The organism is Bacillus sp. FF-1, from assembly GCF_028548245.1.
Classification (GTDB): domain Bacteria; phylum Bacillota; class Bacilli; order Bacillales; family Bacillaceae_G; genus Bacillus_A; species Bacillus_A paranthracis.
Genome location: NZ_JAQQGG010000010.1, coordinates 16,148 through 30,020, shown reverse-complemented (window position 1 = coordinate 30,020; position 13,873 = coordinate 16,148). Strand labels below are relative to the sequence as shown.

Annotated in this window: 12 protein-coding genes and 2 pseudogenes; 9 read left to right on the top strand and 5 right to left on the bottom strand. The window is 33.5% G+C overall.

What is annotated here, in order from left to right:
- Nucleotides 1–220: 220 nt before the first annotated feature.
- Nucleotides 221–430 (top strand): annotated as a pseudogene (locus PQF83_RS28530) (hypothetical protein).
- A 99-nt stretch (nucleotides 431–529) separates the two neighbouring features.
- Here the strand turns inward: PQF83_RS28530 and PQF83_RS24575 are convergent.
- A complete protein-coding gene (locus PQF83_RS24575) occupies nucleotides 530–1,750 on the bottom strand; it encodes an MFS transporter (protein ID WP_000904352.1) in 1,221 nt (406 codons plus the stop codon).
- 106 nt (nucleotides 1,751–1,856) lie between these two features.
- On the opposite strand from PQF83_RS24575, the gene PQF83_RS24570 reads away from it, so the two are divergent.
- From PQF83_RS24570 to PQF83_RS24560, 3 genes are all read left to right on the top strand, one after another.
- A complete protein-coding gene (locus PQF83_RS24570; RefSeq protein WP_000351704.1) occupies nucleotides 1,857–2,708 on the top strand; it encodes a LysR family transcriptional regulator in 852 nt (283 codons plus the stop codon).
- Nucleotides 2,701–3,210: a DUF3916 domain-containing protein gene (locus PQF83_RS24565; RefSeq protein ID WP_000544601.1), complete on the top strand. Its 510-nt coding sequence runs from the start codon at nucleotides 2,701–2,703 to the stop codon at nucleotides 3,208–3,210. The genes PQF83_RS24570 and PQF83_RS24565 overlap by 8 nt, the downstream gene beginning before the upstream one ends.
- A 93-nt stretch (nucleotides 3,211–3,303) precedes the next feature.
- Nucleotides 3,304–3,981: a YdcF family protein gene (locus PQF83_RS24560; protein WP_000236536.1), complete on the top strand. Its 678-nt coding sequence runs from the start codon at nucleotides 3,304–3,306 to the stop codon at nucleotides 3,979–3,981.
- A gap of 43 nt (nucleotides 3,982–4,024) precedes the next feature.
- On the opposite strand, the gene PQF83_RS24555 is transcribed toward PQF83_RS24560, so the two are convergent.
- The 4 genes and pseudogenes from PQF83_RS24555 to PQF83_RS24540 form a co-directional block, all read right to left on the bottom strand.
- Nucleotides 4,025–4,969: a glycerophosphodiester phosphodiesterase gene (locus PQF83_RS24555; RefSeq protein ID WP_001226327.1), complete on the bottom strand. Its 945-nt coding sequence runs from the start codon at nucleotides 4,967–4,969 to the stop codon at nucleotides 4,025–4,027.
- Between the two features lie 530 nt (nucleotides 4,970–5,499).
- Entirely contained in the window at nucleotides 5,500–6,291 is a 792-nt protein-coding gene (locus tag PQF83_RS24550; protein WP_048519807.1) for a hypothetical protein, read from the bottom strand.
- Nucleotides 6,279–6,755, bottom strand: a pseudogene (locus PQF83_RS24545) (type VII secretion protein); the annotation flags it as partial. The gene PQF83_RS24550 and the pseudogene PQF83_RS24545, both read right to left, overlap by 13 nt.
- Before the next feature lie 217 nt (nucleotides 6,756–6,972).
- Entirely contained in the window at nucleotides 6,973–8,592 is a 1,620-nt protein-coding gene (locus tag PQF83_RS24540) for an FAD-dependent oxidoreductase (RefSeq protein WP_000422614.1), read from the bottom strand.
- A gap of 475 nt (nucleotides 8,593–9,067) precedes the next feature.
- Here PQF83_RS24540 and PQF83_RS24535 point away from each other — a divergent pair, with 475 nt between their 5' ends.
- The 5 genes from PQF83_RS24535 (at nucleotide 9,068) to PQF83_RS24515 (ending at nucleotide 13,753) form a co-directional block, all read left to right on the top strand.
- Complete coding sequence (locus PQF83_RS24535; protein ID WP_001041183.1) at nucleotides 9,068–9,463, top strand: ArsR/SmtB family transcription factor; 396 nt, start codon at nucleotides 9,068–9,070, stop codon at nucleotides 9,461–9,463.
- Between the two features lie 109 nt (nucleotides 9,464–9,572).
- On the top strand, nucleotides 9,573–10,571 hold the full coding sequence (locus tag PQF83_RS24530) for an NADP-dependent oxidoreductase (protein ID WP_000646405.1): 999 nt from the start codon (nucleotides 9,573–9,575) through the stop codon (nucleotides 10,569–10,571).
- Between the two features lie 179 nt (nucleotides 10,572–10,750).
- A complete protein-coding gene (locus PQF83_RS24525; protein WP_000164892.1) occupies nucleotides 10,751–12,217 on the top strand; it encodes a protein adenylyltransferase SelO in 1,467 nt (488 codons plus the stop codon).
- Between the two features lie 256 nt (nucleotides 12,218–12,473).
- A complete protein-coding gene (locus PQF83_RS24520; protein WP_001102715.1) occupies nucleotides 12,474–13,568 on the top strand; it encodes a Rap family tetratricopeptide repeat protein in 1,095 nt (364 codons plus the stop codon).
- Nucleotides 13,565–13,753: a Phr family secreted Rap phosphatase inhibitor gene (locus PQF83_RS24515; RefSeq protein ID WP_000592020.1), complete on the top strand. Its 189-nt coding sequence runs from the start codon at nucleotides 13,565–13,567 to the stop codon at nucleotides 13,751–13,753. Before PQF83_RS24520 ends, PQF83_RS24515 begins: the two co-directional genes overlap by 4 nt.
- Nucleotides 13,754–13,873: the final 120 nt, after the last annotated feature.

Below are 13,873 nucleotides of genomic sequence, written 5' to 3'. Positions count from 1 at the left end.
ATCCATTCTATTCTATATCTATTAATTTTTAAATTTTTTATAATACTACCTATTATTCACCTAAATGAACTAGATTCCTTTTTCTCATATTCAGTTTTCGGCTACTCTCTATTGTATTTCTTTCTCGCAAAATTTCCACCATACAATCGGATGCACCCTACTATAATTTCAACATCTTATGTAACATTTGTTACACAAGATAAGAAACGGAGTTGTTAAGATGAAAAACACAGATAGAAACAATCGTTTAGATGATATGACGTTTCATTATCCTACAATGGAATATAGTTATAATTTAATATTAAGTAAAATAGATTACAACTTTAAAAGGAAATGATACTAAAAATTTTCAAACAAAATAAATCATGTAAATAACGATAAAGAAAAACAAATCATTATAGCTAAAATTACAGGCAATGAACTTCATTGAAAATGAATCTCATTTATACTTTGATTATACAACAAATAAAAAAAGAAATGTCGCTCACTCGGCATTTCTTTATATTTTCTTCATAAAAAATTTACATTGCTAACTTTCTTTTATTTTCTTGTTTTTTCTATATAAACTGACTGCCGAGATACTTAACAATACTACTATACATAACCACGCATACGCATACCCTTTCTCATCCACAATATAACCAAATAAAACAGGTGCAACAATAATAGCAATTTGATTTAATGTAAGTGCTACACTCACTGTTATTCCTACAGATTCTTCACTTGCCAATTCAGCAACTTCGGCTATAAAAAGACTAAACCATCCAATTGAAAAGAATCCTAACAATGCACTTACACTATACAAGACTCCACTCATTATTGTATGTATATTCATTACTAACAATAAAATCAAGCCGATAGAAGCGCAGACAGCTATAAATAAAGGTATACGCCGATTCCCCTTATACAACACATCACTAATAGCTGCTAATGCAATACGACCAATCATTCCAGAAAAGAACATAACTGAAAATACTGTTCCGGCTACAATAGATGTAATCGATTGTTCCCCTGCTAAAAATTTCATGAAGTGTCCAACTAACACCATTTGTAATGAAATCATGCAAATACCCGTTATATAAATTGGATACAACTCTTTTTTGCATATCACTACTTTTAGCTCCATCCAAAAGGAAATGTTATTATGTCCTTTCCTCGCTTCCTCCTGAACATATGGCTCTTTGTAAAACATAAAAAATAATAGCCCTCCAATTATACAAATGCATGCGATACTATTGATCGCGTAAGTCATATTATATTGTACTGTAAGAAACGGGATTAACACTCCCGCTAACGCGCCACCAATCGGTATACCCGCTTGCCTTATTCCCATCGCTAATCCGCGATTTTCTTTTCGGAACCATTTTAAAATCACTTTACTTCCTCCTGGCTGGGAAACACTATAAAACATTCCTGTTAATAAAAGTACAAATAATAACCCATTAAATCCATTTACTATATTAGTCAGTAAAAGCAAACTCCCTAGCAAAAATGAACTGATAGAAATTAATATTTTTTCATTATATTGATCAAGTAGCCGACCGACAAAAAGCATACAAAATAACGGTCCAACATTTACAACACTTACTAATAATCCACTCTCCGTATTCGTAAGTGCATATTCTTCTTTCCAAAATAAAGCGAAAACCCCGACACCATACGTTATAAGTGTCGCTGTTGTTTGAGCAATCGTCGCAACAATTAACATAACCCATTTATAAGTACTATTCACCCTTTCTTCAATCAACATAATAATCCCTCCCCCTTCCATTGTATGAAAGTTCTGATATCATATAAAATAAAGATTCATCATATAATCCATCAAAAAAATTGATACCTTTTCGGAGGGATGATACGTGGACATAAAAGATTTAACTGTATTTTACGAAGTCGCGAAGGAAAATAATATTTCTCACGCAGCGAAAAATTTGAACTATGTGCAATCAGGCGTAACGATGCGTATGAAACAACTAGAAAATGAATTAGGTGTTCCTTTATTTTACAGAAACGGAAAAGGTGTAACTTTAACTTCTAACGGTGAGATTTTATTAACGTACGCCAAACAAATTATCCACTTAATGGATCAATCTATAAAAGCGGTTCAAAGTAATGGAACTGATCCTAAAGGTACTTTAAAAATTGGGTGTACAGAATCTACAACTGCGGTAAGGCTTCCCTCTATATTAACGGCCTACTATGAGAGGTACCCAGAAGTCGAATTGATTTTGGAAACAAATACGACTGAACAACTAATTAAGCTTGTATTAGAGCGAAAACTAGACGGAGCGTTTATAGCTGGCTCTACTCAGCATAATAAACTCCATACAACTGTATTTCATGAAGAAGAATTGGTTCTCATTAGTAAAAAACCTTTATCCTCTCTTACAGACATAGAAGATATGAATTTACTCGCTTTTAGTCACGGGTGCTATTATAGAAGTTTATTAGAAGACTGGCTTCAAGAAGAAGACATCTCGCCTAAACGAGTATTAGAATTCGGAACAATCGAAGCGATACTTGCATGTGTAAAATCAAATATAGGCGTAGCGATTATGATGAAATCAATTTTAAAGGGACATGAACATGACGTATCATTCAACCCTTTACCAAATAGCTTCAAAAAGGTTCCTACTACTTTCATTACTAGAAAAGACATATTTCGCTCAGCTGCATTACAAAAATTTATGGAGATGACTCACAATGCATGAAAAGAAAATACGTGGGATGAAACGAAAAACAAACACTATGATTAAACGCATTGAGGAACATACAAAAATATTCCCTTCTACTTTCTATAACGATGAATATTGGTATATGCCTTTACCAGTTTCTCAAGCTTTTATCGAGTCTCATAAAACACCTAGAAAAGTAAAACGATTATGTATACAAACCTTCATAGATCGAGTGAATCATTTAATAAAAATAAAACCGAATGATACACATACATATCGAGTTGTTGTTTTCATTTCTATAGAAAGTTTGTGGAATTCGCAAATTATTATATTTAAAAATGAAAGGTACTTTCATAATTTCTTTAATAGAAATAGTGAATTTCAAAATTGGGTCCCTCTTTCAAATGAAATTAATTTTTGGGAAACATGGGGGATTTCAATTCGCCCTACTGCCCAACTGTTTCACTTTCAAGAAGTCATTTATGATGAAGATACAATCGATAAAAAAGAGATTTGGTTTATTGGAGAGTTATCTTAAAAGGGGTACTTTCAAATGAAAAGCTTCCTTTTTTCCACTTATTAAAATCGCTATATGATGAATTTGTCATTTTATTATATAGGAGGTTTTCAAATGGTAATACCTAAATATCCTGATGTCCCTACTCTTACGAAAAAACAAATCGATCAAATTACAGAAATCACTTTTCTAAAAGAAATAACACCACAAAAATGTGATGCAATATTCGTTTTCGGCGGTTCACACCCTGGCAATTGGCAAGCTCCTCTAGAAGCTTATCGACAAGGTTTAGGAAATAAAATTATCGTTACAGGTGGTACTAGTTTACATGGCATGAAACATCCGAGCTGGAATTACGGGGATTTGTCAGATGCAGAAGTAATTGTAAATAAATTACTTGAACATGGCGTACCAAAAGATGCTATCCTATTCGAGAAAAACTCCCTCCATTCTATCGCTAATGTAATGGAAGCGAAAAAGATTTTTGATTTTACAAAGATTAATCAGCTACTATTTGTTTGCAAAAGTTTAGGCGCTGGTCGGCAATATCGAGTATTAAAAAAACATTTACCTAAAACTATTACGTGTATCCCATATACATTTGATACAAGTTTCGATGGTGAGTTTATCATTAATAGATATAATTGGATGGAAAATGAAAAAAGTCGCTCTATGATTTTTGGAGAATACTTGAGAAATATTTGCTACGGTAGAAAGGGCGGCATTGAGCCACCTGAAAATGAGGTTGAAGGTTTAGAAGAATATGTATCCTATTACTATAATCTAGCATAATAAAAAAAGGTATACCAAAATGTCGGTATACCTTTTCTCCTATTTATTTTTCTTTTAACACACTATGTAATCGATCAGGATAATTTGTAAACATTCCTGTAGCACCCCATTTTATTAACAATCTCATATCTGGTTTCTCATTAATTGTATAAGGATGAATTAGCAGTCCATTATTTCTAGCTATTTTCATATATGACTCATCAATAATTAATTCTCCGTTATCATTACGTAAGTTTGGTCCAATACCAACTGCATACTTTTTAATTTCTTGAAAATCTTCATTCGTTACACGTTTCGGTTCATGTGTAATAGCAGACCATTCAACAATCTCATTGTTTTCATTTGGATAATACCAAAGCAGTTGAACTAACGGAATATTTTCATTCATACTATGAATCTTTGTTAAACTATCTTTACTAAATGATTGAATCATCACACGGCTAGAAGACATGTTTTGACCTATTAAATTATATTTTTCTAATAAAGCTAATAATTTCTCTTCCATTCCTGGATACACATCTGGTGATTTTGTTTCAATGTAATACTTCATGCTTCTTCCGTACTTTTGGAAAATTTCTTCAAGAGTCGGAACTTTTTGACCAACGTACTCTTGCTTAGCCTTTTCTGGATACGCTTTATTGAACCACGATCCTGCATCTAAACTCTTTATTTCACTTAATGTTTTATCTCGTACTTCACCTGTACCATTTGTCGTGCGATCAACTGCCGTATCATGCATTGCAATCAACTGGCCGTCCTTAGTTAATTGAATATCTAACTCCAAATAATCCGCTTTCATTTTTTTCACTAAATCATAAGAAGCAAAAGTATGCTCAGGTGCATGTCCACTTGCTCCGCGATGTGCAATATTTAAAAACTTATTCTTATTCCACTCATGCTTTCCTTCTGCTTTCGCATGAACAGCTCCCCCAGCAAAGATACTTCCCGTCATAAAGAAGATAACTAAAACGCTAATAATTTTTCTCATCCTTCTAACCCTTCCTACGTTACAAATTTCAACAAGTTAATGAGATTTACACGAAATAGAAGATATACTTTCATCATTTTTATAAGTTTATATTAAAATTCCAATCTTACAAATATAATTCCCCTATGTTATTACTATACTATTTATTTTCCATATCCCCCTATTCACATGTAACTTCCTATTGATTACATTTCATCAATAAAAAAAGCCATAAATTATTTAGAGGACACTTCTGTATCCTTAAATAAATTTATGGCTTATCTCAAATATCTCCGGCCTCAATTAACTTGTCGAAATTAATCATACCAAACCTATTAATATTTGTGAATATTATTTTTTCAGTACGGTAAAGCTTTAATCAGTATAAGTTATATATCTATCTTATACTAATTAGTATTTGAACACATCGAATTTTTCCGAACAGCCCGATTCCTATCTAACTTCTTTAATTTCAATTCATACAAGATAAAATTCTATTGTCATTTGACATGATATTTACGTAAATCTAGGCTTTACTTAATTACAAATTCTTAATTTCGTATATCCTTTCTTGCAAGTTTAGGTTTCTTTTGAGAATGTGGTATATTTACATGTCCCAAAGCAGCCACGGATTGTCTCCTTTCCTTCCTTGACAGTTTAGGCTTCTTTTGAAAATATAATTCTTTTAAATGTCGCGAAGTAATACCTTGTTTTTTGAAATCAAAGTAAAAATACAAATGTGTACTTAGCGCTAGGAAAACAACTGAAATAAATGAAAAAATAACGATTAGCACAATCGTCATAGCTTTTTGGCTCAAAATTCCAATACTAACTTGACCAATCATATAACCTAAACCCGAAAAATATACAATTTTAGAGATTTTCACATCTTGATCAGTGATCCCCCTTAAGCGAGCTGTAAAATATTTAATCCAGAATAATTCAGATTTATAAACAATTAAACTATATGCAATAAGCGATAGAATAAAAAATAAAGGAGATTCTATTTCTACGAATTCGTAAGCTAACTTTTGCACAGCTATAAAACTACAAAATGAAATACTTAACGCAACAAATCCAGAATATAATAAATGTTGCAATTGAGGCTGCCGAGGCTTATGAATAGAAACCCAAATTCCCCATAGATTACATATCACATAAAATGGTAAAGCTACGTAAGAGTATATATTGTACGGTGGAAATATGAATAAAATGATGAGTAGCATAAAATTCATGATAACCCACACAAAGGCCCCTACAATATTTCTTATATCAAATGGTATTAATATCCGCATACAATCATCTATGCTGTTGCCATTATATTTGTCCATTATACACCCCATAAAAATTTAAAAATTTTATCTAATACATTTCCAATTCCTGATTTAACTCTATCTTTTACCGAATCCTGTTTGCCATCATGATTCCAATCACCTTTGTTAAATTTGATTCCATCTGTTAACCAACTTATCCCGATAAAAACACCAAAGCCAATTCCGGCCCCAACTACAGTTCCAATTGGTCCCCCAATTACTGTACCTATTGCAGCACCAGTTAATGCACTAGCAGCAGCAGTAGAACCAACCCCAATTGCTGCATCACCAATAATATCACCAGCTAGCTTAGTTTTTGACGCTTTATTTTCAATATTTTCCTTTGTATCATTAATTACATCCCATCCTACAGCTGCATAACCTAAAGCATTTGTTTTTAATTTCAATGAACCTTTAAAAAATTCTTTTGGTGATAAAACATGTCTTTTTACATCATTTATTTGCTTTACTTCGGCTAAAGGTAATGTAGTCTGTAACCTCTAGGAAATATAATACAATAAAAAAATGATTCAATCTAGTAATTGCCAACACTTATAACTAAAAACTAAAAAAATTCTAACAACAAAAAATAAAGGGAATTAATTTACATATATTTTTATAATAGTAATGTCTCTTCACTACACAATCTTTATTTTGTAAGCTAAAAAAATAGAAGTATCGTCCTATATAAGACAATACTTCCGTAGTTACTTAAAAATCACATAATAAATTACCCATTACCTCTTCCAGCATTACATCTGGATTTACCACTGCTTTTGCCAAACGCCATCCTATAAAGCCATCTGGTCTAATTAATACAGCTCCTCCATTCTCTATCCTATATAATTCACGAAAAACATTTTCTTGAGCAATAAAGTCTCCACTTCCACCTACTCGATACAGTTTAATATTTATTCCTAATTTAGATGAAACATCAAATACAGCTTCAGCCCAAGAGCTATTGTCTACTCCAGTAAGTAATACAAAATTGTTACCAAATAAGTCTAATATAGAAGCTTCTTTCCCTTTATACATCCCCCAAAAGTGTGGCGCTCGCGTTCCAGGTCTCCCGTTCAACTCTACGCTATCCATTCTATGTGGAGTGACTGAGTCATCTATAATCGCTTCTGAACAATACTGATATCCAACTGTAACAGCTAAACCGTCCATATTATTTAAAATACCTTCTTCTCTATTCGCAGCACGAAACAGTAAACTACTCGCATAATCTGTCGTTAATTTTGCAACAGGATATCTCTCTTCATGATATGTTTCTAACAATTTTGGTTTTGCCTTTCCTTTTATAACAGCCGCTAATTTCCAGGCTAGATTGTGTGCGTCTTGTATTCCTGTATTGGAACCAAACCCTCCTGTTGGCGGCATAATATGTGCAGAATCACCAACTAAAAAAATGCGATTATCTTGAAATTTTGTAGCAGTACTTTCAGTCGCCTCCCACGGTAAAACACTTACTATTTCTGACTCAACATTTGTACTTCCTATTGCGGTTTGAATAATTTGTTTACAACGTTCTATAGTGAAATCTTCTGGTTGCTCTCCTTTTAATGGATCGTAGGATACATGGTAAATCCATCTTCTTTCGTTATCAACTGGAATAAGCGCACCAAGAACTTCAGGATGAAGTACCATAGTAAAACCAAATGCATCTCCTTGTATAAATTCACTTAAATCCGCTTCAAAATAAATATTCATATAATAACCACCAATTGTTCCACGGCCCTCGGTACTAATCCCTAGCTGCTCACGTATTTTACTTTTCGCTCCATCCGCTGCAATTACGTAGTCACAATGAACAACGCTCTCTTTTTCCGTTTCACGATTTCGAATCGTTGCGATTACTCCTTGCTCATTTTGTTCATAAGAAACCAATTCATGATAAAAAGATAATTCTCCGCCTAATGTTCTCGCTTCTTGTAACATCATCTCTTCTAAAGCAATTTGATAACAAGCAGTTTGTTTTGATGGACTAATCTCTTTTACTTTTCGAAGTAATTTTTCATCGTTTCCATACTGAGTCACCCTCAATTGTGCGAATTCTTCCTGATTCGCCTCAGCTATTGTATGAACAGCTATTCTTCCTCGGCAATTTTCTAATGTTTTACCCGCTGATCTAATTCTTTGTTCTAAACCTAATTCTCGAAATAACTCCATCGTACGAAAAGTGATTCCACCTGCTTTCGGATGAATGGCAGTAGACGGATGCCTTTCAATAAGCAAGTATTCAATATTATGTTTTGCAAGGAATAACGCAGACGCTAATCCTGATAATCCCCCTCCAACAATTAAAACTGGTACATAATTCAATTCCATATACTTATCCTCCACATCATTGTTCTGAGCTCAGTGACATAAATATAATCAAAAAAACAACAAAGATATAGACTTATATTTCATTTTAAATTATCATATAGATAGATTACGCCCCAAATTACTTTTACTTTTTCATACATCTATAATCTGCTTGAATTATGCATGTATGAAAGAGTAAAACGAAACAACTCACTTCAAAATAATAAAAACATGATAAGCGGTCGTAACCCAATAAATTATATAGGGTTACGACCGCTTAATTTTTTGTGCAATGACTTAACCATCCTCATCTGTAAACAACGTATTATTAAGCCTTTTCTATCTCCTACCATTTTCAACTCATAAAATTTCATTCGTCTCGATTTTCTTTCCCAATATTGCAGCTCATACAACAATCATGTAGCATTACCGTATCGAAGTAATGGTCCATCATCTTAAACCTTTCGACTCATTAGCAGGAGGTAAAGTAATTGAAATGAATAAACAAGAACAATTAAATGTTATAAAAAAAGATTTTATTGATTCTCAAAAAGTATTATTAGCAATTGGCGATGAAACACGTCAAGCTATTTTGTTAGTTCTCATGGAAACGGAATGTCAAACAGGATTACGTGTAGGTGAAATTACGAAACAAACACACCTTTCTCGACCAGCGGTATCACATCACCTTAGAATTTTACGAGAAGCCGGTATTATTTTAATGCGAAAAGAAGGTACAAAAAACTTTTATTATATTGATATACGTACAAAATTAAGTTTATTAAAAAATCTTGTATTAGATATCGAAAAGCTATTGCACAACTTTTATCCCACTTTAACGGGCAGTAAGACCCCCACCTCAGAATTCAGCGAAAGCAAAGAATTTAGATAGGGGATCAACTGCCCATAAAAGTCCGATTGGTTCAACTAATAATCAGTGGGGGATGAAGAACCCCCCACTGATTAAAGTTTCACTTTATTGAAATTTGGAGGTATAAGAAATGAAAGCGATGATAATTGATAAGTACGGAAAAGTCCCAATGCGTATGGCCGAGGTACCTATTCCTGAAATAAATGAGCATGAAGTGCTCGCAGAAATTCATGCAGCTAGTATTAACCCAATTGATTTTAAAATACGCGATGGAAAAGTAAAGGTGTTACTTAAATATGAAATGCCCCTAATCCTTGGGAATGACTTTGCTGGTGTCATCATAAAGGTTGGCTCAAAAGTAACTCGTTTTAAAGTCGGCGATGAAATATATGCACGTCCAAGAAAAAATAAGATTGGTACTTTTGCGGAGTATATAGCCATTCATGAAGATGACATAGCTTTAAAACCGAAAAATTTAAGTTTTGAAGAAGCTGCTTCAATTCCACTTGTTGGCTTAACATCCTATCAAGCATTACATGACATTATGCAATTACAAAAAGATCAAAAGATTTTAATTCACGCTGGATCTGGTGGTGTTGGTACTTTCGCAATTCAGTTAGCAAAAATAATGGGCGCTACCGTTACAACAACTGCTAGTGAAGCTGGTTCCGATTTAGTAAAGTCTCTTGGAGCAGATCAAATTATTAATTACAAAACAGAAAAATTTGAAGAAATACTAAAAGATTATGATGCAGTATTTGATACCATTGGTGGTACAACACTTGAAAAATCATTCAATATTATAAAAAGCGGCGGCAACATTGTTTCCGTTTCAGGAATGCCAAACGCTCGTTTCGGTAAAGAATTTGGTTCTGGATTTTTTAAAACATTCTTATTTTCATTAGCAAGTAAAAAACTTACTGCACTTGAAAAAAAGCATAATGCTCAATATTCATTTTTATTTATGAAGCCAAGCGGAGATCAATTACGTACTATCGCAAACTATATTGAAGCCGGAAAAATCAAACCTGTAATCGATCGAGTTTTCCCTTTTGAAGATGCGCAAAAAGCAATGGAATATTCAGAGGCCGGAAGAGCAAAAGGAAAAATAATTGTAAAAATGAAATAATAATAAAGACTCCATTTTCTTCAAATGGAGTTTTTATATTTACTGTTAAATAGACATAGTGCAGTGAAGTCCTTACAATAGATTGCAAGGGGAAATATCATATTATACTTTTAGCTAATTTTACAAAGAATACATACGTACAAATACATAATAAAAAAAATAAACAAGGAGGAGATAAAATGACTAAAAATAATGAAGCTGGTTGGAATTTAGACCATAGTTATACGACTTTACCACAATCATTTTATACAGAAATCCCCCCTACTCCCGTAAGTTCACCGGAGTTAGTTAAGCTAAACCATTCACTTGCGATATCTCTTGGCTTTAATCCTGAAGAATTGAAGAAGGAAGCCGAAATCGCTATTTTCGCTGGTAATGCACTCCCAGAAGGAGCTCGTCCATTAGCACAAGCATATGCCGGTCATCAATTCGGACATTTTAATATGTTAGGCGACGGTCGTGCTCTTTTAATTGGTGAACAAATGACTCCTTCAGGTAAACGTTTTGACATTCAACTGAAAGGTTCTGGTCCTACTCCGTATTCACGCCGCGGTGATGGTCGTGCTGCACTCGGTCCAATGCTACGTGAATATATTATTAGCGAAGCAATGTATGCACTTGATATTCCAACTACCCGCAGTTTAGCAGTTGTCACAACAGGCGAACCAACATATCGTGAAACAAAGTTACCTGGAGCTATTTTAACTAGAGTAGCAAGCAGCCATATACGCGTCGGCACATTTCAATATGCTGCAGCTCGCGGTTCTATCGAGGATCTTCAATCACTAGCTGACTATACAATAAAAAGGCATTATCCAGAAATTGAAGATCATGAAAACCGATATACTGCATTGCTACAAGAGGTCATTAAAAGACAAGCAAGTCTTATCGCAAAATGGCAACTTGTTGGATTTATTCACGGCGTAATGAACACTGACAATATAACGATTAGCGGTGAAACGATTGATTACGGCCCTTGTGCATTTATGGACAATTACGACCAAGGAACTGTATTTAGCTCTATTGATACACAAGGTCGCTACGCATATGGAAATCAACCATATATGGCCGCATGGGATCTCGCGCGACTAGCTGAATCCTTAATACCAATCCTACACGAAGATGAAGAAGAAGCATTAAAGATTGCTCAAGACGAAATTTCAAAATTTAGCGTACAGTATGAAAACCAGTGGTTCCTTGGAATGAAAAAGAAATTAGGACTATTTAGCAACGAAGAACAAGATCAATCACTTATTGAGCAACTTTTAAAAATGATGGAGAAATTTAAAGCGGATTACACAAATACATTCCGTTCATTAACTCTTAATACGTTAGAAAATACCCCTCTATTCGATAGCCCTGAATTTAAAGAATGGTACAAACTGTGGCAATCTCGATTAGAAAAACAAGATGAATCGAAAGAAAATGCCTACGAAATGATGAAAAATAATAACCCATCAATCATCCCAAGAAACCATCGCGTAGAAGAAGCACTAGAAGCCGCTGTCACAAATGGCGACTATAGCGTAATGGAAAAACTTCTTGAAGCTCTAGCAAATCCTTATGCATATTCTACAGATCAAGAAGAATACTGCGTTCCACCTGCGCCGACGAATCGTCCTTATCGTACTTTTTGTGGGACTTGATTGTTTAATATGTAAAAAGGTGTGTTCATACAAATTGTGTGAACGCACCCTTTTTTATATTTTCACCTCTCAACTAGAAATTTAAAATGCCCCCTCCCCCGACACCTTTTCTTTACTCCAAAACAAATTAACACTATTCCAATCGGCTTACTGAAAAGTTTGTTAAACAAATATTGAGAAATAAAAATCGTATTTCTAAATATTGTTATTTTTGATACTATATTTTATAAGAATATTCAAAAAGCGAGGGGATTTCATGAACGTTCAACTACAAGGTAATGAACAAATTACAAAATTATTTAATGATTGGTATTTAGCTATGCTAAAACAAGATGTGTCCCAGGCAACAAACTTAAAGCATGAAATTGAGGAAAAAGAACTAAACTTTGAAGAAGATGAAAACTTAGCATTATACTATTCTCTACTAGATTTTCGTTTCAAAGTTTTAACTGATGGTTTAAGCATCACAAAAGACAGTTTCAATAAAATAGATTCTTACGCGATTTCACCTAATCACCAACTTTCTTACTACTATCATTTATTTAAAGCGATTCATGCTACTTTAACAACAAATTATAATTTAGCAAGTGAACATTATGAAAATGCTGAAAAGCTATTAGTTAATGTTTCAGATAAACTAGAGGAAGCTGAATATAATTACCGATTCGCTATCTTTAATCAACATTTTTATAAACCGATTGATGCAATTCAGCAAGCAACAAAAGCCAGAAATATTTTCATGACTGAAAATGGATTTGAGATAAAGTTAGCACTTTGCGACAATATAATAGGTTCCTCATGTGTATTTCTAAAACAATATGAACAAGCAGAGGAAAAATTCAATTCTGCTCTTTCAATTTTACAAAAACTAAACGAAAAGGATTTAGTATTAAGCGTTCGCAATAATCTAGGTTGGCTCTATGCAAGTCAAAACCTGTCTTCTCTAGCGATTCGACATTTATCAGAGGTAACAACAAAAGTGCCTACACACTTTAAAGCACTCTTTTTACAAGCCAGAGAGCATTATAAACTTGGTGAAATAAACATTGCTGAAGAATTTATAAAAAAAGGATTGGGAGTTTGTACAGAACTAAACAATATTGAATATATACTTCATTTTAAAATTTTAAATTCCCTTAACAATAATGAGACAACTGAAGATCTAGAAAAGATTATTCTTGAAGGAATTACGTATTTCGACAAAGAATCTTTATATAACTACACTCAAGAATATTCAGAGAAATTAGCAACTAAATTTTATGATGAAAATAATCATGTGAAAGCGAGTGAGTATTTTCATAAAGCGTTACAAGCAAAAGAAAAAACGTTTGAGAAAGGAGCTCTAAAATGATTAAAAAAATTAGTTCTGTCGTTCTAGGACTGTCTGTTATTGGTATTATTTCTATTGGGATAAATAGTGCTTTTACATATCAAGCAAGTCACGCCGATCTCCCTGCACCACAAAGGCCTGACCTTGTTCAATCCGTTGACGTAGGTAAAGACTATAACTCAACAACAGCTGAAAAAACACTTTAAAAAACGAAAGACCTTCATTTAAGAGGGTCTTTTTTAAATGCGCTTATTTAGAGTTAATGTAATCAAATGTTTCTTCATATAGAGGTTTCCATATGCCTCCGACGGGATTCGAACCCGCAC

Coding starts and splice junctions, on each gene's coding strand:
- PQF83_RS24575 (WP_000904352.1), bottom strand. CDS start 1,750: ATGTTGATTGAAGAAAGGGTGAATAGTACTTATAAATGGGTTATGTTA.
- PQF83_RS24565 (WP_000544601.1), top strand. CDS start 2,701: ATGCATGAAAAGAAAATACGTGGGATGAAACGAAAAACAAACACTATG.
- PQF83_RS24560 (WP_000236536.1), top strand. CDS start 3,304: ATGGTAATACCTAAATATCCTGATGTCCCTACTCTTACGAAAAAACAA.
- PQF83_RS24555 (WP_001226327.1), bottom strand. CDS start 4,969: ATGAGAAAAATTATTAGCGTTTTAGTTATCTTCTTTATGACGGGAAGT.
- PQF83_RS24550 (WP_048519807.1), bottom strand. CDS start 6,291: ATGGGGTGTATAATGGACAAATATAATGGCAACAGCATAGATGATTGT.
- PQF83_RS24540 (WP_000422614.1), bottom strand. CDS start 8,592: ATGGAATTGAATTATGTACCAGTTTTAATTGTTGGAGGGGGATTATCA.
- PQF83_RS24535 (WP_001041183.1), top strand. CDS start 9,068: ATGAATAAACAAGAACAATTAAATGTTATAAAAAAAGATTTTATTGAT.
- PQF83_RS24530 (WP_000646405.1), top strand. CDS start 9,573: ATGAAAGCGATGATAATTGATAAGTACGGAAAAGTCCCAATGCGTATG.
- PQF83_RS24525 (WP_000164892.1), top strand. CDS start 10,751: ATGACTAAAAATAATGAAGCTGGTTGGAATTTAGACCATAGTTATACG.
- PQF83_RS24520 (WP_001102715.1), top strand. CDS start 12,474: ATGAACGTTCAACTACAAGGTAATGAACAAATTACAAAATTATTTAAT.
- PQF83_RS24515 (WP_000592020.1), top strand. CDS start 13,565: ATGATTAAAAAAATTAGTTCTGTCGTTCTAGGACTGTCTGTTATTGGT.